Consider the following 24750-nt stretch of genomic DNA (forward strand, 5'->3'; position numbering starts at 1 on the left):
CCGCCGCGGCCTTTCCGATCGATGTCATTCAGCCGAAGCCCAATTACTCCATCGCGCCCAGATCGCGCAGGAAGTTGATGTGGCTTTCCAGCAGCGCCTGTGCTTCTGGCGTCGTTGCGAATTCAGTCCAACCGACCTGAACCGCAGCGCGGTATGCTGCCAGATCCTCAGGGGTCCATTCATACAGTTGAACGCCCTTGGCTTTCAGGTCTTTCGCGGTTTGGGCATTTTGCACTTCGTTGATCGTTGCGTTGTGCAGCGCCAGGCTGTCCATCGCGACTTCCATAATCTTTCTGTGATGTGCAGGCATGGCCTCCCAGACGTCCTTGCGGCACGCCAGATGGTCAGCGGGCATTGAGTGGAAGCCGGGATAGTTCGTGTGGCCGGCGATTTCGTAAAGACCCAGGCCGACATTGTTGGTCAGGTTTGCTGCGTCCGCGCCGTCAATGATACCTGTCTCCAACGCGGTGAAGATTTCATTGAAGTCCATAACGATCGGCGAGGCACCAAGCTCGGCAAAGACCTTGGTTGCCAGACCCGGGGGCGAACGGAATTTCCAGTCCTTGAAGTCCTCAACCTTGGCGATCGGTTTGGTCGAAGAAAGCGACTCGGGACCAGGAATCCACCATCCGATGAACTCCATATCATATCCGTTGTAGAGGTCGTTTACAGCCTCTCTGCCGCCACCATGCAAAAGCCAAGCCATTTGCTGATAGGGGTTCTGGTATCCACCAAGCAGATCGCCCGCGAACTGGAAGGCCGGGTTCTTGCCAGTCTGATAGCCGCCACCGGTCATGTCGCAGTCCAGAATTCCTGTCGCTGCGGCATCGAACGTTTCCACGGATTTGACGACCGACGATGAGTAGAACATTTCAACTTCGATTTCGCCATTCGACATCTCTTGAATGTCCTCGACGAATTTCGCCGCCATCTGGCCCGATAGTGTTTCGGGCGAGAAGTGGGTTTGGATACGAAGCTTGGTCGTTTCGGCCATCGCGAAACCGGTCGCCATTGCCGTGGCTACGGCTGCCACAGCCGCTGTCTTGACTATTTTCATAATGTCCTCCCAGACGTTGAGCGTTGCGCGGGGTAAGAGAACTTACCGCCTCCCTTGCCGTTACGCTGCTTGACGTTAAGCCGAAGAATCGAATGCAACAAGAAAAATGTGAAATTTTTGAAAATTTCGAGATTCTTGCAATAAATTGAAAATGCAACTAGGACATTTGTCAGTCAAACTTCGCGAGCGCACACCAAAATGAACGAAGAAGTGGATATTTATCAAGATCTTAAGAAGCGTCTGATCTCAAATGGATTCGAACATGGGGCAAAGGTGCGTGCCGAAGAGTTGCGAAAGAAATATGGCTGTTCCGCCAGCACGGTGCGCGAAGTTCTCTTTCGTCTGGCCGCGGTTGGCCTCGTGGATTTTCAGGAACAAAAAGGGTTTCGTGTCCCGAAACGTTCGCCGGAAAAGCTCATAGAGCTCACGCATTTGCGTGTTCTGCTCGAGGGCGAAGGCACGGCGATGTCGATCCGCAACGGCGGGGTGGATTGGGAGGCCAGACTGACCGCTGCCCATCACAAACTAAGCCATATCGAAAAGCGCATACATGCCGCGGACGATCCGGGCGGGCTGGTAGAGATCTGGTTTGCCTCGGAAAAGGAATTTCACCAGACCCTGATTTCTGCTTGTGGGTCCGAGACCCTGAAGCAGATGCACGGGCGAATTTATTCTCAGTTCAGACAGCAATTGATGGTTGCCGATCGAAAGTTTGAATTCATCTCTGCAAATATCAGGCACCATGCCGATATTCTTGATGCGGCCTTGTCCGGGGATGAGCAGTTAACCAAGACCAAAATCCATGATCACCTAAAGCGCCATCTGACCGGAAAAACGATGGGCGATTAACGCTGAAAATCGTCCTCAAGATATACACGGATGATTTCGTCGAAACTGCTTTCTGCTTCAAATCCCAGTTCGATTGCTCGATCGGTGCGAAAGTCACGCGGCCAGTTCTTGACGATACTGGCTATGGCCGGGTCTGGGTCGCGTTTGATCAGTCCGACAACCTCGGACCCGGCCGCATTTCGCAGCGCCTCGATCTGTTCCGCGACTGTGCAACTGACGCCCGGCATATTCAATGCAGTCCGACCATTCAACAACTGAGTGTCCAATGTGGCCGCATGGGTCAAAAACGTCGCCGCCGCGCGTGGGCTGGCGTGCCAATGGCGCACCGTTTCTGCCACCGGCAGGAGTGCCTCGACACCGTTCAGGGGCTCTCGGATTATGCCAGAAAAGAAGGAGGACGCTGCCGCATTGGCTTTGCCGGGCCGAACACACAAGGTCGGCAGGCGCAGCGAGATTCCGTCGATGAAACCCTTTCTGCTGAAGTCGGTTATCATCAATTCCGAAGCGGCCTTTTGTGCCCCGTAACTGGTCAACGGCGCCGACAGAAACGCGTCGTCAATCTGATTGGGGAACGGTGCGCCGAAAACGGCGATGGACGAGGCAAAAACCAGCCTCGGTTGATACGTGCCTTCGGATGCTTCGTGTTCATCCTTCAATGCATTCAACAGCGCCCATGTCGCAAAAAGGTTTACGTCCCAACCCAACGCGAAATCGGTCTCGGCATGGCCCGAAACGATAGCTGCGAGATGAAAGATGATATCGGGGCGCTGCGCGGCAAGAGACTTTGCAACACCCGGCGCGGCAATATTGCCCGTTATTTCGGAACCAGCCGCGCCGTGTGCTGGAAACGAAAGATCGAACAACGAAACTTCGACCTCTGGCCCAAAGAGTTCTTTTTTTGCAATGCGATGCGCCAGTTTTTGGCCAAGCATTCCTCCGCCGCCAATAACAAGAATCCGTTTCACGACATGCCGTTCCGTTTTCTGAGTTCCTGGTAGAGAGCTGAATGATCCAATTCCGCGCCGCCCATTTCATTTATCAGATATTCGAACCGATCACGCACGGATTGCGTGCTCGGCAATTCGATGCCAAGCCCTCGGGCCGCTTCCAACGTGTTGTCCAAGTCCTTCAATTGGAACTTGGATAACCCTCCAGGCACGAAATTGCCCTCGGACATGCGCTCGCCGTGCTGTTGCAGAATGACGCTGTCCGCAAAGCCACCCTTCAAAGCAGCCCGCAAAGCCGCCGGATCCGCGCCGCCTTGCTGCGCTAACAGCGTGGCTTCTGCGACTGCTGAGATTGTCACTGCGACAATGGATTGATTAGCCAGTTTGCACAGTTGCCCCGCGCCGCTTGGGCCCACATGCACAGGTCGCCCCATGGCTGACAAAACAGGCCTGACACGTTCCAAGACGTCCAAGTCACCGCCGACCATAATCGCCAGTGTCGCAGCCTCGGCCCCTTTTGTGCCACCGGACACCGGGGCGTCCAAATGCAGCACTCCGATGGATGCCAGTTGTTCCGATTGCTCTCTGGCGTGTTCGGGCTTGGCGCTGGACATATCTATCCAGATCATCCCGGGTTTCAGGTGTTCCCGGAAAGATGGGTCGGCAAGCAATGCGCCGGTGGCGTGACCATCCGACAGCATGGTCACGATCACCTCTGCATTCGCAACCGCAAGCGCTGCCGTGTCGGCCAGGGTTGCGCCGTCTTCCGTCAAGGGTCTGGCCTTTTCCGGGCTGCGGTTCCAAACGGTTAGTGGAAAGCCGGCCTTCATCAGATTTCTGGCCATCGGCGCGCCCATCAGACCGGTTCCCAACAGGGCCACAGTGCTCAGCTTACTCATTTTTCCTTGTCCTTCTTAAATTCCGCGACGCTTGGTTATGGCCAAACGAAAGTCTCTGTCATACGCTAACGGCTGTGGGCCCAGATGCCACAAGTCGTCGTGAAGTTACCCAAGTTTCTTTGCGTTTCGGTTGGCCCGTGGACCGAAAACCACCGGTTCGATTGCCACTTGGAAGGTTGAAATATTTATATGTCAGAAAGACTTAAGGGGAAGCGTGTCTTGGCCACAGCCGCTGCGCAGGGGATAGGGTTGGCCAGTGCAATCGCGATGGCGCGAGAGGGCGCAAAGGTCTTCGCGACGGATATCAATACTGAAAACCTATCTTCGATTCGCTCAGAGAATCTCGAAAATCTGGAAATTTTCGAGATGGACGTGACGGACGATGCCAGCGTTCAGCAGGGGGTCGCGCGAGCAAAACCAGACGTTCTGTTCAACTGCGCCGGTTACGTGCATCACGGCACAATTCTGGATGCGACGGACGACGAATGGGATTTCGCGATTGCGCTCAACGTGCGGTCCATGATGCGCACGATCAAAGCTGTTTTGCCCGGTATGCTGGAACGTGGCGGCGGTTCGATCATCAACATGTCATCCGCCTTGAGTTCCATAATCGGCGCGCCAAACCGGTTCATTTACGGCACGACAAAAGCCGCGGTTGTCGGGCTGACAAAGTCGGTCGCCGTGGACTTCATAACACAAGGTGTTCGGTGCAACTGCATATGCCCGGGAACGGTCGATAGCCCCAGCTGGCGGGACCGCGTCGATGCCTTGGGTGAGAAACTGGGCAGCCGAGAGGAGGCCCTTGCGCAATTTGTGGCGCGGCAGCCGATGGGGCGCGTCGCCAAAGCTGAAGAGATCGCTGCATTGGTCGTCTATCTGGCGAGCGATGAGAGCGCCTTCACCACCGGACACACGCATGTAATTGATGGGGGTTGGTCAGGCCAATGACGAAAATTTCAAAAGATGATCTGCGGTCGCGCAAGTGGTTCATGAATTCCGAAAATCTTGAGATGACCGCGCTGTATCTGGAGCGGTATCTCAACTACGGCCTGACCCGATCGGAATTGCAGTCGGGCAAGCCAATAATCGGAATTGCTCAGACCGGCAGCGACCTTAGCCCCTGCAATCGGCACCATATCGAATTGTCAAAACGCGTTCGCGACGGAATAATTGCGGCGGGTGGGACGTGTATCGAGATCCCAGTTCACCCAATTCAGGAGACAGGCAAGCGACCGACGGCCTCGCTGGACCGCAACTTGGCTTACCTTTCTTTGGTTGAAAGCCTGTTCGGCTACCCGCTTGACGGGGTTGTTCTGAACATCGGCTGTGACAAGACCACACCGGCACTTTTGATGGCGGCTGCAACTGTGAACATCCCGGCAATTGCACTGTCGGTTGGCCCCATGCTGAACGGATGGTGGAAAGGGGAGCGCGCCGGATCTGGGACAGTGATCTGGAAGGCCCGTGAAGACCTTGCTGCCGGAGACATAGACACAGATGAATTCATGGAAATCGCTGCGGCATCAGCACCCTCGGTTGGATATTGCAACACGATGGGGACAGCAACGACCATGAACTCGCTTGCCGAGGCGCTGGGCATGCAACTGCCCGGCTCGGCAGCTATTCCGGCACCTTACCGAGAACGCGGTCAAATCAGCTATGAGACCGGAAAACGCATCGTCGAGATGGTTTGGGAGGACCTGCGCCCAAGCGATGTCATGACCCGGCAGGCGTTTGAAAACGCGATTGTCATAAACTCGGCGATTGGCGGGTCAACGAATGCTCCGATACACCTGAATGGGATCGCCCGGCATCTGGGCGTTCCACTGAACAATGATGACTGGCAAAGCTACGGCCACGACATTCCGCTTCTGGTCAACATGCAGCCAGCCGGCAAGTATCTTGGCGAAGACTACCAGCGCGCCGGAGGCGTGCCAGCGGTTGTCGGCGAACTCATTGAAGGGGGATTGCTGCCAAATCCCGACGCATTGACGGTCAATGGCAAATCTATGGGGCAAAACTGTACACCCCACCGCTCGTTGAATGGCGACGTCATCAAGCCGGTCGTCAACCCCGTCAAACAGCAAGCTGGTTTCATCAATCTCTCTGGCAACCTGTTCGAAAGCGCGATTATGAAGACGTCCGTGATCTCGCCGGCGTTTCGGGACGCCTATCTGTCGAACCCGGAAGACCCGGATGCATTTGAGGGCAGGGCGGTCGTGTTTGATGGCCCGGAGGATTTCCACCATCGCATTGATGATCCAGCGGAAAACATTGACGCCAACTGTATTCTGATCATGCGCGGGGCAGGGCCAAAAGGATACCCCGGCGCCGCAGAAGTGGTGAATATGAGGCCACCCTCTTACCTATTGAAGCAAGGCGTAGAAGCGCTGCCCTGTATTGGGGATGGGCGGCAATCGGGAACGTCGGGCAGCCCGTCTATCCTCAACGCGTCCCCCGAGGCTGCCGAAGGAGGGGGACTGGCATTGGTGCGAAATGGCGACCGCCTGCGTATCGATCTTGGAAAAGGGACTGCCGATATGCTGGTGTCAATCGAAGTGCTGCACGAACGTGCCCGCGAACTTGAGGCAAACGGCGGGTATTCGATGCCGCCCAACCAATCCCCATGGCAGGAAATTTTCCGCGAAAAAGTGGATCGGCTGGATCGCGGTATGACGCTGAAGGGCGCAGAAAATTACAAAGACATCGCGCGTAAATTCCTGCCACGCGACAACCACTAAAAGGAACTCAAATGAAACTCATTCGTTACGGAGCCGAGGGATCGGAAAAACCTGCTTTGGTCGACGCGGCAGGTCTGCTGCGCGATTTGTCCGCCCATGTCACCGATATCGCAGGCGATGCGCTGGACGATCAGACCCTTGATATGTTGCGCGCGCTCAACGTTGAGGATCTGCCCATTGTTGAAGGTGAGCCGCGGATCGCGCCGTGCGTCGGCAACATCGGCAAGTTCCTTTGTATCGGGCTGAACTATTCGGACCACGCGGCAGAAACGGGCGCCGACATACCCAAGCACCCCATACTTTTTTTCAAGGCGAACTCAGCCATCGTGGGGGCTTATGACGATGTGGTCATGCCGCGTGGGTCCACACAAACGGATTGGGAATGCGAGTTGGGCGTCGTGATTGGGAAAACGGCCAAATACGTATCCAAGTCAGACGCGCTGGACCATGTTGCGGGCTATTGCATCGTAAACGACGTGTCCGAAAGGTACTTTCAGACAAAGTTGACCGGTCAATGGACCAAGGGCAAATCCTGCGATACGTTCGGGCCGACCGGACCATGGCTGGTGACCCGAGATGAAATTGCCGATCCGCAGAACCTCGGCATGTCCCTGGATGTAAATGGCCAACGCATGCAGACCGGAAACACTGCGACCATGATCTTCTCTGTGGCCGAGATAATCGAGCATCTGAGCCATCTTTTCACCCTTCACCCAGGCGATGTGATTTCAACGGGAACGCCGCCCGGTGTCGGGATGGGGATCAAACCAGACCCGGTTTACCTGAAAAAAGGCGACGTGATGGAGCTTCGCATCGACGGATTGGGGGTACAGCGCCAAAGGGTTGGCCAAGATGACTGACTTGCTGCAAATCGGCGGGATTACCGAGCGGATGCACAAACGCCTTTTGCCGGCTTTCGACATTCACAAGCAGGACAACTTTGATCCAGAGAAAATCACGCATGTTATCACCAATGGTCATGACGGCATTCCGCTTGATTTGATGGCATCCCTGCGTAATCTCAGGATGATCAGCGTCTATGGTGTCGGCTATGACGCGGTTGATGCAAATGCTGCCGCCGAGCGCGGGATTGTTGTGACCCATACGCCGAACGTCTTGAACAAAGAGGTCGCGACAACAGCCGTTCTTTTGATGCTGTCATGCTATCGGCAACTTGTGCGCGACGATGATCACGTTCGGTCCGGTCGGTGGGAGGTTGAAGGCAACGCGCCGTTGACCCGATCAGCCGACAATCAGAAAATCGGCATTCTTGGCCTTGGCCGCATTGGTCAGGCCATCGCTGAAAAGCTGCAGCCCTGGTCCCCGGAAATCTCGTACCACACCCGCAATCAGAAGGACGTCCCATACCGTTACTTCGACAACCTGGTTGAGATGGCGAAACACGTGGATGTTCTGATATGCATCACTCCCGGCGGGCCGTCGACCAACAAGCTGGTGAACGCTGAGGTGCTGCAGGCATTGGGGGCAACCGGAACGCTGATCAATGTCAGTCGCGGGTCCGTTGTCGACGAAAATGCGCTGATCGACGCGCTGCGAAATGGCGATCTGGGATGGGCCGGGTTGGATGTTTTCGAGAATGAACCGATCGTTCCAAAGGAATTACGCGACCTATCAAACGTTGTTCTCCTGCCGCACGCCGGAAGCGCCACGATTGAGACGCGTGCAGCTATGGGCGATCTGGCGGTCGACAATCTGCTGCAGCATCTCGAGGCTGGTTCGGTGATCACAGCCGTGCCGGAATGCGGCCATTTGTAAGTGGCCAATCTGACCCGTGTTTGAATATGCCGTAGCGGTTTTCTTTCTGTTGATCACGCCCGGGCCGGGCGTGCTGACAACCGCAGGAATTGGGTCGGCTTTTGGCTTCCGGGCCGGGCTGGGCTTTGTCGCCGGTTTGATGTTGGGCGGGTTCATCAACATGATGTTGGTGGTCTCGGGCGTGGCTGCCTTGGCTTTGGCGATTCCGGTGTTGAGGACCATTCTTCTTTTTGCTTCGGTCGCATACCTGATGTTTCTCGCCTGGCGTATCGCCAGCGCAGGTTCCCGAGTCGGCTTTTCGCCGGCGGCATCGCCGCTCGGGTTTAGGAACGGACTGACGCTGCAATTCATTAACCCCAAGGCGTATGTCGTTGGAACCGCTTTGTTTTCCGGATTTGCCTTCTTGCCCGAAGCGCCCGTGTGGGAGGTCGTTTTGAAAATCATCGTCTTCAATCTGATTTGGCTACCCGTTCACATGATCTGGTTGAGCGCTGGCGCGAAACTGGGCAGCCTCAATCTCAGCGAAAGATCACATCGAACGATCAACGCTGCGATGGCGTTTTCGCTGCTGGTTGTCGCGTTGATTGCATTGGCGTCTGTATTGTGAACGACGCTTGTGAACAGGCATAAGCTCCTGTTCGCAAAAACGCCGTTATCGCCCGGTCAATGTAACGTGCGACTATTCATGGCCTGAGTGCAGCGGGGCGCGGAAAATTGCGGAACCGCGCCGCTTCAACTCGGGTGCTGCGGCGTAAAGAGTGGCAATCGTGTGCGGCACTTTTTCAGCGGCACGAGATTGGCGCGGGCCCGGGCGGAACTTCTATTGACCGGGTTGCGAACTGTCCAAGTTGGACCATCATCACCTTCAGTGCCAACGTGAAAAACCGCAAAACTAATCCAAAGCCCGGTCCAAACGTAATGAGGATGTATGCAACAATCAGAGGTCGCCATGCTCCGCCCATACATGATCGCGTCAACCATCGGTCTTTTCTGTGCCGGTCCGCTTCACGCCGGGATTCAAGCACGCTTTGTCGAAGGGGCACCGAAAGATCGGTTCATTATCGAAAACGTGGGTGCGTGTGACGTTGAAGCCTCGACATTAAGAATTGACCTTGCGCCGTCCTCTGGCCGGCTGATTTTCGATGTTTCAGAAGCAGGTGCCGGAGTGGAGGTCTTCCAGCCGCTCGAATTTACCGATGGTGTGGACGCATTGCTGGTTCTGCCCAGTGTTGAAGATGGGCAAACTGCGGTGGAGCTTGAGATTGCGTCGCTCAAGGCAGGCGATAGCCTTGCTTTCACCATCGACGTCGATGACACAATCGGCCAGCGCGAGATCACTGTCACCGGGTCCGAGATCGCTGGCGCGACGCTGACTTACGCGAAAGATGGGCAAAGCAGCTCAGCAGTTTTTTCATCTGACGCACGAACAAGCTTGACGATCCCCGAGTGCTGACGTCAGCTTCGAGAGGACTCACAAGGATGCTGCACTGAAATGACCAAGGTGCTGACACGTATCGGCTTTTTAGCACTTGTTATCGGCGGCGGCATTCTGATCGGGACGTTGACCGCGCCGGGTGAGTGGTACGCGAACTTGGCCAAACCAGTGTTCAACCCGCCAAACTGGATCTTTGGCCCGGTTTGGACTGTGTTATACGTGCTGATTGCAATAGCTGGCTGGCGTCAATTCGAGGCGGGCAAAAGATCTGTTGCGATGAAGCTGTGGTGGGCACAGCTTGGATTGAATTTCCTGTGGTCGCCGGTCTTCTTTGTGCTGCAAATGCCTTGGATCGCATTGTTTATCATCCTGTGCCTATTGGGTGTCATCGCGGCCTTCATTCGGCAAGTACGCGGATCGGATCAAACATCCGTGCTGATATTCCTGCCCTATCTGGCATGGGTCGCCTTTGCATCTGCACTGAATTTGTCCATCGCGGCGCTTAACTGATCTAGGCAAAGCGCGACCCCGTTTCCTGATGATCGCTTCGGATAAGGCATCTCTGCCAACGCTGATATCAGGCGACCTTGACTTGAACAAACAAACAGAATGCCTGATCCCGTTTGTGCAACGAACCAGATACATTGATCCAAAAACCTATCATCTGCAGGGCATTGAAACCGGAAACTTAATCCCTTCATGGTGCGCGTTAGCTGGACGTGATTGTGGTGCGACCTAGGTTTTTTCAATCAATCGGGCGAAGCGTGAGGGCAACGGTATTGCAGGTCGTATGGTTCAAACGCGACTTACGGGTTAAAGACCATCAGGCGCTTGTCCGTGCGGCGCAGATGGGACCGACGCTGCCGCTTTACATCGTCGAGCCGGAACTCTGGCGACAACCGGACGCATCAGCCAGACACTGGGGATTTATCTCGGAAACACTTGCTGAGTTGAGCGAGGATCTCGGTCGGCTCGGTCAACCGCTGATCGTGCGTGTCGGCCCAATTGTTGATGTCCTCACCCAACTGAAGCAGGTTAACCTATTGCACGCGCTTTGGTCCCATGAAGAGACCGGCAACGATTGGACATACCAGCGCGACCGGCAAGTCGCTGCATGGTGTCGCGAGCAGGGGGTGCGCTGGACCGAGGTTCAAAATCACGGCGTTTGGCGAAAGCAGGGGTCCCGCGACGGTTGGGCAGCGCGCTGGGACCGGTTCATGGACCAGCCCATTGCAGGTCCTCCGACACTGTCGCCGGTCAACCTTGAGCCGTGTGGAATACCGACGGCGCTTGATCTGGGCCTCGTCAATGATCCTTGCCCGCAGCGTCAGACCGGGGGGCGGCGTGCCGCATTGGAACGGCTGAACAGTTTTCTGAGCCAAAGGGGAGAGTTCTATCAACGCGCAATGTCCAGCCCGTTACAGGGGGCAGAGGCGTGCTCGCGGCTTTCGCCCTACCTCGCATGGGGGGCCGTTTCGATGCGTGAGGTTGCACAAGCCTGCGCCGCGCGAAACCGCAGCCTTCCGCCCAAGGCCGTAAATTGGCGCAAGTCCCTACGGTCCTTTTCGGGGCGGTTGCACTGGCACTGCCACTTTATCCAAAAGCTTGAAGGCGACCCGCGGATCGAACTCGAAAACATGCACTCGCTCTATGATGGTCTTCGGCCCGAATCTCCATCAGCAGCGGTGCTGGATGGCTGGAAGGCGGGTGAAACGGGTTACCCGTTTCTGGATGCATGCATGCGGTCTTTGCGTGCGACGGGATGGCTTAACTTCAGGATGCGGGCGATGGTGATGGCAACGGCAAGCTATCATCTGTGGCTGGATTGGCGCGCACCTGGGCTGCATCTGGCCCGTATGTTCACCGATTACGAACCTGGTATCCATTGGAGTCAGGTACAAATGCAATCAGGCACGACCGGCATCAACACTGTCCGCATCTATAACCCAGTCAAACAAGGATATGATCAGGACCCGAGCGGGGCCTTCATTCGAACATGGCTGCCGGAACTTGCAGACATTTCCGATCAGTACATCCATGAGCCATGGAAATCAGAGATGGCCGATGGTGTGATCGGGCGGCGCTATCCCGCACGCATGTTCGATCATCTGGCTGCGGCCAAGGTCGCGCGTGAGCGTGTCTGGGCCGTGCGGCGAAGTCCAGAGTTTCGACCTGAAGCGGATGCGATCGTGGCCAGACACGCCAGCCGCAAATCCAGCCGCCCCAAGCGCCGGCAGAGTTCAAGGAAAACCACTGCGGCGCAACTTGATCTTCCCTTTGGAGACAATGGATGAAGATGCGAAAGAAATCCGACTTGCCTAAAAAAATCTGCGCGACGTGCGGTCGACCATTTTCGTGGCGCAAGAAATGGTCAAAGGTTTGGAGCGAGGTGCGGTATTGTTCGGACCGTTGCCGGCGTGCGTCATGATCGACACGCTGCCGGGGCTGACCTTGTCCTCTGAGCGGGTTGAATTTATCCCAACCCGCGATGCAGGATTAAAACGGCTTGAGCGTTTTGTAGCCCGTGCCGGGCGCCATTATGGAAGCACGCGGAACTATGACTTTGGTTCCGAACAACGCGGTAACGTTTCAGCCCTGTCGCCGTGGGTCCGGCATCGGCTGATAACCGAGCAAGACGTTCTGGCGCGTGTGCTGGCATCCCATAGCCCCAGGCGTGCAGAGAAGTTCGTGCAGGAGGTTTTCTGGCGCACCTATTTCAAGGGCTTGCTAGAGCAGCGCCCCAGTGTCTGGACCCATTACCAATCCGACCTTATCAAACGCTTTGAGGCGTTAGAGAAAGACCCAAAGCTAAGACTGACCTATCGCGCGGCCGTTGCCGGGTCGACCGGCATAGACTGTTTCGATCATTGGGCGGCAGAGTTATCTCAGACGGGATACCTGCACAATCACGCACGTATGTGGATGGCCTCAATCTGGATTTTTACGTTGCGCCTGCCTTGGGAACTGGGCGCCGATTTTTTCCTCAGGCATTTGCTCGACGGTGATCCGGCGTCAAACACACTCGGCTGGCGTTGGGTTGCGGGGCTTCATACGAAAGGGAAAACCTACCTTGCGCGGGCAGATAACATCGAAAAGTACACCGATGGACGCTTTCGTCCTTCCGGCCTGGCCCGCGTGGCTGAGCCTTTGTCTGAAGCGGTCGATCACTCCCGACAACCAATCGCCCCCTGCGATCCGCCACCTTCCGGGCCTTATCTTCTTTTGTTGACGGAAGAAGACCTGCGCGGTGCGGATTTGATGCCCGCGCCTCCCGAGGGTGCTCTGGGGCTTTTGGCGACGGAAGGGCGATCTGTGCAGCCAATCGGCGAATTGGCCAAAGTTTTCGCCCAAGAGGCAATGCAAGGTGCTCTGGAAAACTATGACGCTGGGCCTCAACACGCCGAAGACTGGAGTGTGCCAATCCTTGCAGCGACCCGACAGTACGGTGTGCGAACTGTCGCGACGGCTTATCCACCCGTCGGGCCGGTTCGGGCCCGGTTGGACAAGGCCGCGCCAGCATTGGCAAAGGCGGGTGTAACCTTGCTCCGGGTGCGGCGCGACTATGACAGTATCACTTGGCCCCATGCCAGGGCGGGCTTTTTCGCGTTGAAAAAGAAGATACCCGCGATACTGGACAGCCTGAAACTGACGCGCTGAGCCTTCAATCGTCGAAGCGTCGAATGAAAAACGGGTGGGCGGTCGTCGTTTGCCAAAGGAAGCCGGCGGAATAGGTAACCACGAAACAGAACGCTCGAGACCGACCTTGACCACAGCGACACTCCTTCTGCCCAACCAGCTTTTTACCGATCATCCTGGACTGCGCGGTCCAACAGACCGGGTGGTTTTGTTCGAAGACCCCTTGTTTTTTGGCGATGCGCAGTACCCTGCGCGGATGCACAAGCAAAAGCTGTGGCTGCATCGCGCCAGCATGACACGGTATCATCAGGCTTTGATCGCCAAAGGCATCAACTCCGAAATCGAATCCTACACCAAGCGAAGCGATGCGGCCCTTCGCCTGTTTCGACGCCTCGCGGAAAGCGGGGTCGGCCGTGTGATCCTCGCTGATCCTGCGGATTTCATTGCGCAAAGACGAATGAATACTGCGGCAAAGGCAGTCGGAATATCCCTGGCCGTGCACCCGTCACCCGGATTTCTGAATACGCGAGCCGATAACGCGGCTTGGATCAAAGGTCGCAAACGGTGGTTCATGGCGGAGTTCTACAAAAGCCAGCGTCGGCGTCTGGACGTGTTGATGGCAGGCGATCAACCGATGGGCGGCAAGTGGAGCTTTGACGAAGACAACCGTAAGAAGGTTCCCAAGTCATTGCTTGGGCATCTGCCATGGATCGACTGGCCCGTAACTGACGCCATCGACCTAGCCGCGAAAGACAGTGTGCAGGCAGAGTTTCCCGAAGCACGCGGAACGTTGGACCGGCTGTATTATCCGACCTCCCACAGGGCATCGGCTGCATGGCTGCAACAGTTTCTGGAGCGTCGTTTCGAAAGGTTCGGAGATTTTGAGGACGCAATTGTCGAAGGTGAAAGCTGGCTGTGGCACGCGGTGCTGACCCCGGCGTTGAACATTGGTCTGCTGACCCCGAAAAAAGTGCTCGACATGACGCTCGCATATGCGCGGACACAGGATGTTCCGCTCAACTCGGTCGAAGGATTTGTCCGTCAGATCATCGGTTGGCGAGAGTTCATGCGCGCCACGTATGATGCGCTCGGCGTGCCGATGCGCACGACAAACCATTGGGGTCACTCTCGCAGAATGCCAAGTACGTTTTATGATGGCACGACCGGCATTGGCCCTGTTGACGATACCATCCGGCGTGTCCTGCAGACGGGATACTGTCACCATATCGAACGCCTGATGGTTTTGGGCGGTTTCATGTTTCTCTGCGAAATCGACCCGGACGACGTCTATCTTTGGTTCATGGAGATGTTTGTCGACAGTTACGATTGGGTGATGGTTCCAAACGCGTATGCCATGAGCCAGCACGCGGATGGGGGTCTGATCACCACAAAGCCGTATTTTTCGGGGTCAAACTATATTCGGAAAATGAGCCATTGGGGAAAAGGGCCATGGGCGGATGTTTGGGACGGTCTGTATTGGCGTTTCATCTTCAAGCATATGGATGACCTTGCCCGAAATCCGAGATGGTCGATGATGTGCAAAACGGCGGCTCGGATGCATCCGGAAACGAAGATCAGGCACTTGAACTTTGCCGAAGCGTTTCTGAAACAGCAGTTCTGAGCCCGGTCCTGGATTTTGGTCTTCGCATGCAGGCAACGCCGGTACAGATTGGTCGCCCCACCAATCAGTGTCCGGTGTTCAGGCGGCCTTTAGGTGCTCCAACGCGGCTTGAGTGCCGCCGGAACTGTGGGGCATACCGCTTTTGGCCAGGCCCATTTCCACGCCAGCCAGTGTTCCCATCAACATAAGATCGTTGAAGTCGCCCAGATGACCGATGCGGAAGACCTGGTCAGCGACTTTGGACAGGCCATTTCCGAGCGAGATATCGTAGTTTTCGAGCGCCACCGCGCGAAACGCGTCGGCGGAATGCCCTTCCGGAACTTTGACCGCTGTCAGCACCCCGGATTCCTGACCCTGGCGTGTGCACAAAACCTCTAGCCCCCAAGCACGAACCGCCGCCCGCGTTGCCGCGCCGTGGCGGGCATGTCGGGCAAAGACATTCTCCAGCCCTTCTTCATGCAGCATGTCGATGGCCTCGTTGAGACCATAAAGAAGGTTGGTGCCCGGCGTATAGGGAAAGAAACCCTTCTGGTTCGGTTCGACCATGTCCCGCCAATCCCAGTAGCTGCGCGGGAGCGTCACGGATTTCGAATGTTCCAGTGCCCGATCACTGACCGCGTTGAACCCAAGTCCGGGCGGCAGCATCAGGCCTTTTTGCGATCCCGACACGCAGACATCGACACCCCATTCATCGAACCGGAAATCAATCGAGGCAAGGCCCGAGATCGAGTCCACCATAAGAAGCGCCGGATGATTGGCCGCGTCGATGGCGTGGCGAACCTCTTCAATCGGCGAGACTGATCCCGTTGATGTTTCGTTGTGGACAACGCAGACGGCTTTTATCTCGTGATTGGTGTCCGCGCGCAGGCGGGCTTCTATCTGATTGGGGTCTGCACCGCTGCGCCAGTCGCCTTCGATCAGCTCCGGCTGCAATCCGATCTTTTTGGCCAGATTGCTCCACATAAAGGCGAAATGCCCGGTTTCGAACATCAAAACTTTTTCACCCGGCGACACCGTGTTCACCAGCGCAGCTTCCCAGGCACCGGTTCCCGACGAAGGGTAGATAAAGACGTTCTGATCGGTTTTGAAAATCGTCTTCATTCCGCTGAGCGCTTTTTTACCAACTTCCGCGAAATCCGGGCCGCGATGATCAATCGTCTGCATGCTGATGGCTTTCAGAATGCGTTCTGGCACGGCACTTGGCCCCGGAATCTGTAAGAAATGTCGTCCTGCCTGTCGCATCTGAACTGATCCTTTTGCCGTTGCCGGAAGAATGGCGCGAATGCCTATTGGCAAAACGTAATTATGAATTCATTATTCAGTCAATGATGAATTTGAACTGCATGTCGGACCGTCGCGACCAAGGAAAGCTCAGGTAATGCCAGAGAATGGACAGCTTCACAGGCGTTTGGCGTCTGACGTCCGGGGCGAAGTGATGACGGATGCGGGATCGCGTGCGCGCTATGCGACCGACGCATCGATCTATCAGATGCTGCCTGACGCCGTGGTCATGCCCAACTCCACCGAAGATGTTCAGGCCGCTATGGCCATTGCGCGGGATGAGAGGCGACCGGTACTGCCCCGTGGCGGTGGCACGTCGCAATGCGGGCAGACCGTCAACAATGGAGTGGTGCTGGACAATACCAAGCACCTAAACCGCCTTCTTGACCTGAATGTCGAAGATCGCATCGTTCGGGTTCAGCCCGGTCTTGTTCTGGACGACCTGAACCGGGCGTTACAGCCGCACGGTCTTTGGTTTCCGGTCGACCCTTCCACGGCCTCTCGTTGCACGCTTGGCGGTATGGCGGCCAACAATTCCTCGGGCGGCAGGTCCTTGCGCTATGGGATCATGCGGGACAACGTGCGTGCGATAAAGGCAATCCTGCCTGACGGCACCGAAGCGCGATTCAGCAAGGACGCAGCCCCACCGGGTCGCTATGCCGATCTGGTAAGCGATATGCGTGCGCTTGGGCGTCGTGAGGCGGATGAAATTGAGGCCCGTTTTCCCAAGGTTCAGCGCCGTGTGGGCGGGTACAACATCGATGCGCTCACCGGTAACGACGTTAACATGGCCCATTTGCTGGTCGGGTCCGAAGGTACGCTGGCCTATTTCACCGAGCTGGAATTGAGCCTCGCGCAATTGCCGGGCACCAAGGTGACAGGCGTGTGTCATTTCCCGACCTTTCGTGCCGCGATGGAGGCAACCCAGCACCTCGTGACGCTCGACCCGCAGGCGGTCGAGTTGATCGATGATACCATGATCGCGTTGGGGCGCGAGATCCCGCTCTTCCGCGATACGATCGAGGCCTTTGTCGAGGGTGATCCCGAGGCGCTGTTGCTCGTGGAATTCGCCGAAGGCAGTGCCGAGGCAAATGCAGCAAAACTGGCGCAGCTTTCACAATTGATGGGCGATCTGGGTTTTGCGTTCACCGGAACGGGAAACCGATGGGGCGGCGTTGTGTCCGTGACCGATAATGCATTGCAAAGCGCCATCGCCGAGTACCGAAAATCCGGATTGAATGTGATGATGTCGATGAAAGAGGCGGGCAAGCCGATCTCTTTCGTTGAAGACTGTGCGGTCCCTTTGCCAGACCTTGCCGACTATACGGCGGGTTTGACAGAAATTTTCACCCGGCACGGCACCAAAGGAACATGGTACGCGCATGCTTCGGTCGGATGCCTGCATGTGCGCCCCGTCCTGAACATGAGGCAGGACAAGGACGTCCGGACAATGCGGGCGATTGCTGAAGAAACCTTTGATCTGGTCAAAAGCTACAAGGGCTCTCATTCCGGCGAACACGGCGATGGGATCGTGCGATCAGAATTCCACAAAAAGATGTTTGGCACGCGCATTGTCACCGCGTTTGAAGAGGTAAAGGCACGCTTCGACCCGGGCGGCATGATGAACCCGGGCAAGATCGTTCACGCACCGGCAATGGATGACCGGCGCTTCTTTCGTTATCACCCGGACTATTCCGTGCCAGAGTTCGAAACAGAGCTGGACTGGTCCGCTTGGCCGGGCGCTGCAGGCGGGTTTCAGGGCGCGGTCGAGATGTGCAACAACAACGGCGCCTGCCGCAAGCTGAAGGGCGGCGTCATGTGCCCCTCGTTCCGCGCTACCCGAAACGAACGCGACGCGACCCGCGGTCGGGCGAACACGCTGCGCTTTGCAATCAGCGGGCAGATACCGGGCGGATTGGCGTCGGACGCAATGATCGAGGCGATGAAATATTGCGCGTCCTGTAAAGCCTGTGCACGGGAATGCCCGACAGGTGTCGACATGGCGCGGATGAAGATCGAAATTCTGTCGGCAAAGCGCAAGAAGGACGGGCTGAAACTGGCCGACAAGTTGATCGCTTACCTGCCGCGATATGCGCCAAAAGCCGCAAAACTCGCGTGGCTCATGAATGTAAGGAATAAAATCAAACCTATTCGAAAGCTGCTCGAAAAGCCGACTGGCATTGCGTCACAACGGGATTTGCCCATTTGGTCCTCTACACCTTTCCGCGATGATGAGGCGCAGGACTCTGACCCGCAGGTGCTGCTGTTCGCCGATGTGTTCAACCGGTATTTCGAACCGGAAAACCTGCGTGCCGCTATTCGGGTTTTCCGTGCACTTGGCCTTCGGGTCGCCGTGGCGCGTGGCCCCTCGGGACGGGCATTGGATTGCGGGCGCACATTTTTGGCCACAGGATGCGTTGACGAAGCACGGGCCGAGGCAAAGCGCGTGATCGATGCAACGCGTGACGCGGTCGCCAAGGGCGTTCCCGTTGTTGGGCTGGAGCCGTCCTCGATTCTCACCTTCCGGGATGAGTTTTTGGCGCTTTGCCCCGGAGAGGATGCGCAATCGCTTTCAGACGTCACCCATACTTTCGAGGAGTTTCTGGTCGAACAGGCGGATTTGCCTCTAAAACCTGTGAACCGCCCAATCTATGTGCATGGGCATTGTCATCAGAAGGCGCATGACGCTGTCGCACCGATGCTTGCACTTCTGAAGCGTATTCCAGATGCAGAAGTTCACATGATCGAAAGCAGCTGTTGCGGCATGGCCGGTGCATTCGGATATGCGCCTGACACGATCGATGTCTCGATCAAGATGGCGCAGCTTGACCTGTTCCCGGCGCTGGATGCCGCTCCGGCGGATGCAATTGTGGTTGCGGATGGCACATCTTGCCGCCATCAGATCGGCGAAGGGACTGAACGACAGGCGATCCACGTCGCGCGTTTGCTGGATATGGCTTTGGATGTTTAGGAAGCGGATATGAACCTGACTGACAGCATCAAACGAACCACGCTTCACGAAGAACTGGTCGAGCGGTTGCGTGATCTTGTGGTCGAGGATGTTCTGAAGCCCGGTGAAAAGGTGCCGGAGAAACAGCTTTGCGACTCTTTGGGTGTTTCAAGGACACCGTTGAGGGAAGCACTGAAAGTGCTTGCCTCCGAAGGCTTTGTTATCCTTCAGGCCAACCGGGGCGCGCGCGTTGCAAGCGTTACGCGGGAAGAACTGGAAAACACGTTTCCGGTTCTTGCAGCACTGGAACAATTGGCGGGCGAGCTTGCTTGCCGCAACCTTGAACCCGCTGAAATTGAATGGATCGAGACCTGTCACAAGGCAATGCTGCAAGCGTACCGTGCGCGCGATCGACAAGCTTATTTCAAGGCCAATCAGGACATTCATCAGGCGCTGATACGCGGGGCCCGGAACGATATCCTTGAAAACCATCACAAGCTATTGGCCGCCCGGGTCCGCCGTGCCCGGTTTATGGCCAACCTGTCGGAAGAACGCTGGGCGCAGGCGATTGAAGAGCATGAGACGATGATGGCAATGCTACGGGTCGAAAACGCAGAGGGGCTGGGTCAGATCATGAAGCTTCACATGATGAACAAACTTGCGGCCCTTGTGAAAGCGTTGGAGACCGAGGAAGAGACTGCAAATTAGGATGCCGTGATCAGATCATGGGTTTTCAGTAAGTTCCGGAAACGGCGGTGCCAGCCCGCAATCCGCCGCCAGCTTGTTCAGATCCCGGCAAAGCGCGGGATTGAGCGCGATACCGTCCTTTCGCCGCGCTTCTGCCGCTGCTGTTTTTCCGTCACCCGGCAAGCGCACCGGATCGTGATCGGGCAGTGGAGTTGATGCCCGCATTTCCGCAAAGACACGAGCGGCGTTCGACGCGAAATCATCGGCCATCCCAAAGGCTGCCGGGTCCAGCGCCATCACGAATTGACCGGTATTGGTGGATGACGTCGTGTCCGAGGTAAAGTTGACAACGTCCGAGCCGAATGACGCGCCATTCAATACGCCAGCCATCAGACCAATCGCGACGGAAAGTCCAAAGCCTTTTGGCCCGCCGATTGGCAAAAGAAACCCCTCTGACTTTCGCGCAGGATCGGTCAAAGGCTTGCCGTCGCGCCCAACCATCCACCCTTCGGGCATCGGTTTGCCCTGCTGAAGGAAGGTCTTGATCTTGCCCATTGCTGCAACGGTCGTCGCCATGTCAAACACAAACGGATCGGGTCCGTCTGCCGGTGCGGAAAAGGCGATAGGGTTGGTTCCAAGCAGCAAATCGGTGCCCCCATAGGGCGGGACGTGATTTGCGCTGCCGACGGCGGCGGCCATACCCAGCAAGCCCCCCTCGGCCTGCGGTCGGACATAAAGCGCCAGGGGACCGGCGTGGTTTCCGCGCCGAACACCGACCCATCCGATCCCGGCCTCACGCGCTTTTGCTATCGCCAGATCACGCGCGGCGCCCATGGCCAGATGGCCCAGTCCGTCATCCCCATCAATCAATGCAGTTGCAACGGTTTCATGTTCTACGCTGACATTTGGCGTCGGGTTGCATCCACCCCCGGCCAGGCGGGCAAGGTACTGACGCAGGCGAAAGACACCGTGCGTGCCATAGCCGTATATGTCAGCCTCGACCATCAACGATGCCACCTTGATCGCATCCGCATCCGGCACGCCTTGGGTCTGAAGCGCGCGCGCAACAAAGTCACGCAACGCGCCACTGCTTATGGTCTGGGGATCAGAACTCACCGCTGCCGACCTGTTCTTTGTGCCAGAACACCAGCCTGCGCTGAGTCCAGACGACGGATGCGAAGACGACGAGGCCAACAAGGCTGAGGTACAGGATCAACGAGAACACGCGCGGGGTGTTAAGCTGCGACGCGGCAACCCGGATCAGTTCGCCAAAACCTTTGCCGCCACCCAGAAACTCGCCCGTGATCGCCCCGGCCATCACGCCAACGGCACCGATTTTGAGGCCGGTGAAGATCTGTGGCAATCCCGTCGGCAATTTCATTTTGATAAGCGTCTGCATCCGGCTTGCGCCCATCGTCTTGAACAGCATTCTCGCGTTCTCATCCGCTGCATGAAGACCCGCAGCCGTGCCAACCACGATAGGGAAGGTCGCGATAAAGGCCGCAAGCGCCACTTTGGATTCGATACCAAAGCCCAACCACGCCACAAAAAGCGGTGCGAAAGCGACCTTCGGCATCGTATCAATGGCAACGAGATACGGCATGACCGCCTTTTCGCCAAACGCGGTTTCCCCGACCAGAACGCCCAGTGAAAACCCGATGGCGATTGCCAGAGCGAAACCATAGATGACCTCTTTGATGGTGATCCACAGCGCGCCGAGCATATAGCCGCCGGTCAACAGGTTCTGCCCGACAAAGATCATGTCTTTGAGGGTTTCCATCGGAGTTGGCAGAATAATCGGAGAAACCAGCCTGAGGCTGGTCACGATCTGCCACGTTCCGACGAAAACGACGAACACGAAGGTCATCGCCAGCCAACGGGGAACCGAGTCGATAAAGTGAACTTTCTGCTCCCACACCGTGTCTTCTGCGTGATCAGCGGCTTTGACGGAAGGTGAATAATTCTGAACGTCGCTCACATTTCTTCTCCTTTGTCCAGGAGGCTGCGAATGTAGTCGACAATAGCGCCGAACTTGGGGGTCGTCATCATATTGAGGGTGCGTGGGCGCGGCAGGTCGACGTCGACGATTTCCGCGATTCTGCCCGGGCGCGGTTTCAAAACAACGATTTCATCCGACAGAATGACAGCTTCCTGGATCGAGTGTGTGACAAGGAAAGCGGTCGCGTCTTGTTCCCGACAAATCCGCTGTAGTTCCATGTTCATCATATCGCGCGACAATTCATCAAGCGCGCTGAATGGCTCATCCATCAAAAGCACGGCCGGTTCTGTGATCAGCATCCGGCAGATGGATGCGCGTTGCGCCATGCCGCCCGAAAGCTCGTTGGGATAGACGTTTTCAAAGCCTTTCAGACCAACGATGTCCAACAACTCGTGGGCTTTGCCCATGGCTTGCTTGGCAGCGGCTTTTCCGTCGCGGATCTCGATCGGCAAAACTATGTTTTCCACGGCGGTTTTCCATGGAAACAGCGTCGCTTGCTGGAACATCATGCCGATGTCGCGGCGCGGACCGGTCACCGGCTGACCTTGCAGGATCACACGCCCTTTGGTCGGCGGGATCAGACCCGCCATGATCTTGAGCAGAGTTGACTTGCCGCATCCGCTTGAACCGATGACCGAGGTGAAGCTGCCTTTTCGCAGCGTCAGGTCAATATCTTCAAGGGCCACAACAAGGTTGCGGGCATAGGTCTTGCTAACGTGGGTCAACTCGTAAACCGGCGTGCCCAAGGGCGCGCCGGCATAGTCTTGTGCGACGGCTGCGCTCATTGGTTGGCAGCCTCGTTGCCAATGGCAGCAAATTCATTGGTCCAGGCGGCGCTCAGATCGTCGAGCGGACCTGAAATTTCACCACCTGCAACCAGCGCGTCTTCCCACTCTTGCCAGACTTCGGCGGGGTACCATCCCAGGCCGTTGCTTGGATCCGCCGCGATGGTTTTCGAGCGCACGGCGTCGAACAGGGCTGACTGAAATTCCTTGTCTTCGCCCTCCTGCGGGTTGCCGTCCGCGAGATGTTTCAACACGGCTTCCCGGTTTGCATCATCCAGTGCGAAGGCGTGACCGCGCGCGAAGGCGCGGCTCCACGCCTCGACCAATTCGCGATCGTTTGCGATCGTGTCGGCCATTGTCGCAATACCATTCCCAAAGAAGCGCCCGAATTCGGCGGGCGTGATGTCGCGAACGGCCATGCCGCGTTGGTTCAGAATTGCGGTGTCGGCTGTAGACGCCGAGTATGCGTCGATTTCACCGTTGAGGAAGGCCGCCGTTGCCGGTCCGCCATCGCCGACCGTCAGGAAGGTGAAATCTTCACCCTCTTTCATACCCGCACCGGTCATCACGTTGCGTGCAAAGCCCACTTCGGCACCATCGGCTGTCCCGGTCCCGATGACCTTGCCGCGCAATTCCTCAACACTCTGGATTTCGGAATCTTCCGGCACTGCGATACCGAAGTTGCTGCGCGCCGCAACGTTGTAGATATGAACCGCGTCCACATCGCGCGACCGTGCCGCAATCAGGGGGCCGGGGCCGGGGCGGCCAAAATGCGCTTGTCCGGCAGATAGCGCCTGAAGAACTGCGCCCGATCCGTTAATGGCCTCGACGGTTACGTTCAGGCCCTCATCCGCGAAATACCCTTCGCCGATGGCGACGAAAACGGGAAACGAGTTGATTGCCGAAGGGCTTGGCTGCACGAAAGTGATATCGCGCAAGTTCTGAGCAAAACCCTTTGTTCCAAGAACCCCTGCTACCGGAACCGCCGAAAGCAAGGACGCTGTGAAAGTCCTTCTGTTCATCATAGTAGTATTCCTCCCTTGCACTTTAGCCTCTGCGCAGCTCTGGCCGCGCAGAAGTCACTTAGACGGCGCGCACGGTGTTTCTGAGCGTACCGATTTCGGAAACCTCACACACGACGACGTCTCCGTTCTTCAAAAACTGCGGTGGTTCCATCGCATAACCGACGCCGGACGGGGTGCCCGTCGCAATGACATCGCCCGCTTCGAGGGTCAGCCCCTCCGACAGGGATGCAATCAGCGTGGGAATGTCAAAGATCATATCCGACGTTTTACCGTCTTGGCGCTGTTCGCCATTGACCGTTAGCCCAATCGACAGGGCCTGCGGGTCGCTGATTGTGTCGGCCGTCACGATGATGGGACCCATGGGGCACGACCCATCCAGCCCCTTGCCTTTAAAGTACTGGCCGCCATGGCGCCGCTGGATGTCACGCGCCGTGATATCGTTCAGGATCGTGTAACCAAACACGTGGTCGAACGCGTCGGCCTTGTTGATGTTGCGCCCCGGCTTGCCAATCACCACCGCCAATTCGACCTCATAGTCGATGGATTCGGAGACCGATTGAAAAATCAGAATGTCCTCTTCCGGCGCCACTACGGATGTGGGCGGCTTGGTAAAGAACACCGGATGATCGGTAATGCCGATTTTCTGCTTTTGGGCCCGCTCACCTTCGGCGATGTGTTCGGCGTAGTTTCGACCGACGCAGAATACGTTCTTCCGCGGATGTGGAATAGGGGCCAGAAATGCCGCTCCATTGGGGACGAGCGCGTCCTTCAAGTCTCCTGCCTCGCCCGCGGAAACGATGTTCTTCAAAGCCTCCAGAGTGTCTGAACCGCCGCCAATCAATTTCTGCATTGAACTGGCGTCGATTGCAGCGCCCGGCAGCAGCGTTTGAGCCGCGCGTGCGATATCCAACTTACTGCCGTCGGAAAGGACTGCGACGCAAACAGCGTTGCCATCTACAGAAACGGTCGCCAATCGCACTCGGAACTCCTCCCAGTTTCTCGTGTTTCGCGCCGGTCACTGAATGAAATGCGACTCAGCCCGCTTGTTTCTTGATCTTGAGT

General features: G+C 56.7%; 23 protein-coding genes. 14 read left to right on the top strand and 9 right to left on the bottom strand.

The features are described 5' to 3' along the window. Positions 1 to 43: 43 nt before the first annotated feature. Positions 44 to 1057 (bottom strand): TRAP transporter substrate-binding protein, encoded by a 1014-nt coding sequence (locus RA28_RS06340; RefSeq protein ID WP_039524689.1) that lies wholly within the window; start codon positions 1055 to 1057, stop codon positions 44 to 46. Between the two features lie 198 nt (positions 1058 to 1255). On the opposite strand from RA28_RS06340, the gene RA28_RS06345 reads away from it, so the two are divergent. Then, positions 1256 to 1906: a GntR family transcriptional regulator gene (locus tag RA28_RS06345; protein ID WP_039524692.1), complete on the top strand. Its 651-nt coding sequence runs from the start codon at positions 1256 to 1258 to the stop codon at positions 1904 to 1906. Here RA28_RS06345 and denD read toward each other — a convergent pair. Beyond that, positions 1903 to 2871, bottom strand: a complete 969-nt coding sequence (gene denD, locus RA28_RS06350; RefSeq protein WP_082029739.1) for a D-erythronate dehydrogenase — start codon at positions 2869 to 2871, stop codon at positions 1903 to 1905. The two genes, RA28_RS06345 and denD, sit on opposite strands and share 4 nt — an antisense overlap. Next, on the bottom strand, positions 2868 to 3752 hold the full coding sequence (locus RA28_RS06355; protein ID WP_039524698.1) for an NAD(P)-dependent oxidoreductase: 885 nt from the start codon (positions 3750 to 3752) through the stop codon (positions 2868 to 2870). The genes denD and RA28_RS06355 overlap by 4 nt, the downstream gene beginning before the upstream one ends. A gap of 189 nt (positions 3753 to 3941) precedes the next feature. On the opposite strand from RA28_RS06355, the gene RA28_RS06360 reads away from it, so the two are divergent. From RA28_RS06360 to RA28_RS06415, 11 genes are all read left to right on the top strand, one after another. Continuing rightward, on the top strand, positions 3942 to 4700 hold the full coding sequence (locus tag RA28_RS06360) for an SDR family oxidoreductase (RefSeq protein WP_039524701.1): 759 nt from the start codon (positions 3942 to 3944) through the stop codon (positions 4698 to 4700). Beyond that, a complete protein-coding gene (locus RA28_RS06365; protein WP_039524705.1) occupies positions 4697 to 6493 on the top strand; it encodes an IlvD/Edd family dehydratase in 1797 nt (598 codons plus the stop codon). Before RA28_RS06360 ends, RA28_RS06365 begins: the two co-directional genes overlap by 4 nt. Before the next feature lie 11 nt (positions 6494 to 6504). Then, complete coding sequence (locus tag RA28_RS06370) at positions 6505 to 7353, top strand: fumarylacetoacetate hydrolase family protein (RefSeq protein WP_039524708.1); 849 nt, start codon at positions 6505 to 6507, stop codon at positions 7351 to 7353. Next, the gene (locus RA28_RS06375) at positions 7346 to 8269 is read left to right on the top strand and encodes a 2-hydroxyacid dehydrogenase (protein WP_039524710.1); all 924 of its coding nucleotides are present in this window, start codon (positions 7346 to 7348) and stop codon (positions 8267 to 8269) included. Before RA28_RS06370 ends, RA28_RS06375 begins: the two co-directional genes overlap by 8 nt. Before the next feature lie 16 nt (positions 8270 to 8285). Continuing rightward, a complete protein-coding gene (locus RA28_RS06380; RefSeq protein ID WP_039524713.1) occupies positions 8286 to 8876 on the top strand; it encodes a LysE family translocator in 591 nt (196 codons plus the stop codon). Between the two features lie 357 nt (positions 8877 to 9233). After that, positions 9234 to 9722 carry a hypothetical protein gene (locus RA28_RS06390; RefSeq protein ID WP_039524720.1) on the top strand — a complete coding sequence of 163 codons (489 nt, stop codon included), beginning with the start codon at positions 9234 to 9236 and terminating at the stop codon, positions 9720 to 9722. A gap of 39 nt (positions 9723 to 9761) precedes the next feature. After that, positions 9762 to 10214 carry a TspO/MBR family protein gene (locus RA28_RS06395; RefSeq protein WP_039524723.1) on the top strand — a complete coding sequence of 151 codons (453 nt, stop codon included), beginning with the start codon at positions 9762 to 9764 and terminating at the stop codon, positions 10212 to 10214. Positions 10215 to 10468: 254 nt separating this feature from the next. After that, positions 10469 to 11998, top strand: coding sequence for an FAD-binding domain-containing protein (locus tag RA28_RS06405; RefSeq protein ID WP_241481070.1), 1530 nt, complete (start codon positions 10469 to 10471; stop codon positions 11996 to 11998). 2 nt (positions 11999 to 12000) lie between these two features. Beyond that, positions 12001 to 12132, top strand: a complete 132-nt coding sequence (locus tag RA28_RS22470) for a DUF2256 domain-containing protein (protein WP_082029768.1) — start codon at positions 12001 to 12003, stop codon at positions 12130 to 12132. Beyond that, positions 12129 to 13361, top strand: a complete 1233-nt coding sequence (locus RA28_RS06410) for an FAD-binding domain-containing protein (protein WP_039526049.1) — start codon at positions 12129 to 12131, stop codon at positions 13359 to 13361. Before RA28_RS22470 ends, RA28_RS06410 begins: the two co-directional genes overlap by 4 nt. 106 nt (positions 13362 to 13467) lie before the next feature. Then, a complete protein-coding gene (locus tag RA28_RS06415; protein WP_039526051.1) occupies positions 13468 to 14961 on the top strand; it encodes a cryptochrome/photolyase family protein in 1494 nt (497 codons plus the stop codon). 78 nt (positions 14962 to 15039) lie between these two features. Here the strand turns inward: RA28_RS06415 and RA28_RS06420 are convergent, their stop codons facing one another. Continuing rightward, positions 15040 to 16203 (bottom strand): pyridoxal-phosphate-dependent aminotransferase family protein, encoded by a 1164-nt coding sequence (locus tag RA28_RS06420; RefSeq protein ID WP_039526054.1) that lies wholly within the window; start codon positions 16201 to 16203, stop codon positions 15040 to 15042. Positions 16204 to 16339: 136 nt separating this feature from the next. On the opposite strand from RA28_RS06420, the gene RA28_RS06425 reads away from it, so the two are divergent. Beyond that, positions 16340 to 19213 (top strand): FAD-binding and (Fe-S)-binding domain-containing protein, encoded by a 2874-nt coding sequence (locus tag RA28_RS06425; RefSeq protein WP_039524734.1) that lies wholly within the window; start codon positions 16340 to 16342, stop codon positions 19211 to 19213. 9 nt (positions 19214 to 19222) lie between these two features. Further along, a complete protein-coding gene (locus RA28_RS06430; RefSeq protein WP_039524737.1) occupies positions 19223 to 19900 on the top strand; it encodes a GntR family transcriptional regulator in 678 nt (225 codons plus the stop codon). Between the two features lie 15 nt (positions 19901 to 19915). Here RA28_RS06430 and RA28_RS06435 read toward each other — a convergent pair whose 3' ends face one another. The 5 genes from RA28_RS06435 to RA28_RS06455 form a co-directional block, all read right to left on the bottom strand. Continuing rightward, complete coding sequence (locus RA28_RS06435) at positions 19916 to 20995, bottom strand: Ldh family oxidoreductase (RefSeq protein ID WP_039524740.1); 1080 nt, start codon at positions 20993 to 20995, stop codon at positions 19916 to 19918. Continuing rightward, entirely contained in the window at positions 20985 to 21857 is an 873-nt protein-coding gene (locus RA28_RS06440; protein WP_039524744.1) for an ABC transporter permease, read from the bottom strand. Before RA28_RS06440 ends, RA28_RS06435 begins: the two co-directional genes overlap by 11 nt. Then, positions 21854 to 22663 (bottom strand): ABC transporter ATP-binding protein, encoded by an 810-nt coding sequence (locus tag RA28_RS06445; protein ID WP_039524747.1) that lies wholly within the window; start codon positions 22661 to 22663, stop codon positions 21854 to 21856. The genes RA28_RS06440 and RA28_RS06445 overlap by 4 nt, the downstream gene beginning before the upstream one ends. Further along, on the bottom strand, positions 22660 to 23601 hold the full coding sequence (locus RA28_RS06450) for an ABC transporter substrate-binding protein (RefSeq protein WP_241481072.1): 942 nt from the start codon (positions 23599 to 23601) through the stop codon (positions 22660 to 22662). The genes RA28_RS06445 and RA28_RS06450 overlap by 4 nt, the downstream gene beginning before the upstream one ends. 145 nt (positions 23602 to 23746) lie before the next feature. Next, positions 23747 to 24667: a fumarylacetoacetate hydrolase family protein gene (locus tag RA28_RS06455; protein ID WP_039524750.1), complete on the bottom strand. Its 921-nt coding sequence runs from the start codon at positions 24665 to 24667 to the stop codon at positions 23747 to 23749. Positions 24668 to 24750: the final 83 nt, after the last annotated feature.

This window comes from Ruegeria sp. ANG-S4, from assembly GCF_000814005.1.
Taxonomy (GTDB): Bacteria; Pseudomonadota; Alphaproteobacteria; order Rhodobacterales; family Rhodobacteraceae; genus Ruegeria.

Coding starts and splice junctions, on each gene's coding strand:
- RA28_RS06340 (WP_039524689.1), bottom strand. CDS start 1,057: ATGAAAATAGTCAAGACAGCGGCTGTGGCAGCCGTAGCCACGGCAATG.
- RA28_RS22470 (WP_082029768.1), top strand. CDS start 12,001: ATGCGAAAGAAATCCGACTTGCCTAAAAAAATCTGCGCGACGTGCGGT.
- RA28_RS06410 (WP_039526049.1), top strand. CDS start 12,129: ATGATCGACACGCTGCCGGGGCTGACCTTGTCCTCTGAGCGGGTTGAA.
- RA28_RS06420 (WP_039526054.1), bottom strand. CDS start 16,203: ATGCGACAGGCAGGACGACATTTCTTACAGATTCCGGGGCCAAGTGCC.
- RA28_RS06395 (WP_039524723.1), top strand. CDS start 9,762: ATGACCAAGGTGCTGACACGTATCGGCTTTTTAGCACTTGTTATCGGC.
- RA28_RS06345 (WP_039524692.1), top strand. CDS start 1,256: ATGAACGAAGAAGTGGATATTTATCAAGATCTTAAGAAGCGTCTGATC.
- RA28_RS06430 (WP_039524737.1), top strand. CDS start 19,223: ATGAACCTGACTGACAGCATCAAACGAACCACGCTTCACGAAGAACTG.
- RA28_RS06445 (WP_039524747.1), bottom strand. CDS start 22,663: ATGAGCGCAGCCGTCGCACAAGACTATGCCGGCGCGCCCTTGGGCACG.
- RA28_RS06360 (WP_039524701.1), top strand. CDS start 3,942: ATGTCAGAAAGACTTAAGGGGAAGCGTGTCTTGGCCACAGCCGCTGCG.
- RA28_RS06355 (WP_039524698.1), bottom strand. CDS start 3,752: ATGAGTAAGCTGAGCACTGTGGCCCTGTTGGGAACCGGTCTGATGGGC.
- RA28_RS06375 (WP_039524710.1), top strand. CDS start 7,346: ATGACTGACTTGCTGCAAATCGGCGGGATTACCGAGCGGATGCACAAA.
- RA28_RS06390 (WP_039524720.1), top strand. CDS start 9,234: ATGATCGCGTCAACCATCGGTCTTTTCTGTGCCGGTCCGCTTCACGCC.
- RA28_RS06370 (WP_039524708.1), top strand. CDS start 6,505: ATGAAACTCATTCGTTACGGAGCCGAGGGATCGGAAAAACCTGCTTTG.
- RA28_RS06425 (WP_039524734.1), top strand. CDS start 16,340: ATGCCAGAGAATGGACAGCTTCACAGGCGTTTGGCGTCTGACGTCCGG.
- RA28_RS06365 (WP_039524705.1), top strand. CDS start 4,697: ATGACGAAAATTTCAAAAGATGATCTGCGGTCGCGCAAGTGGTTCATG.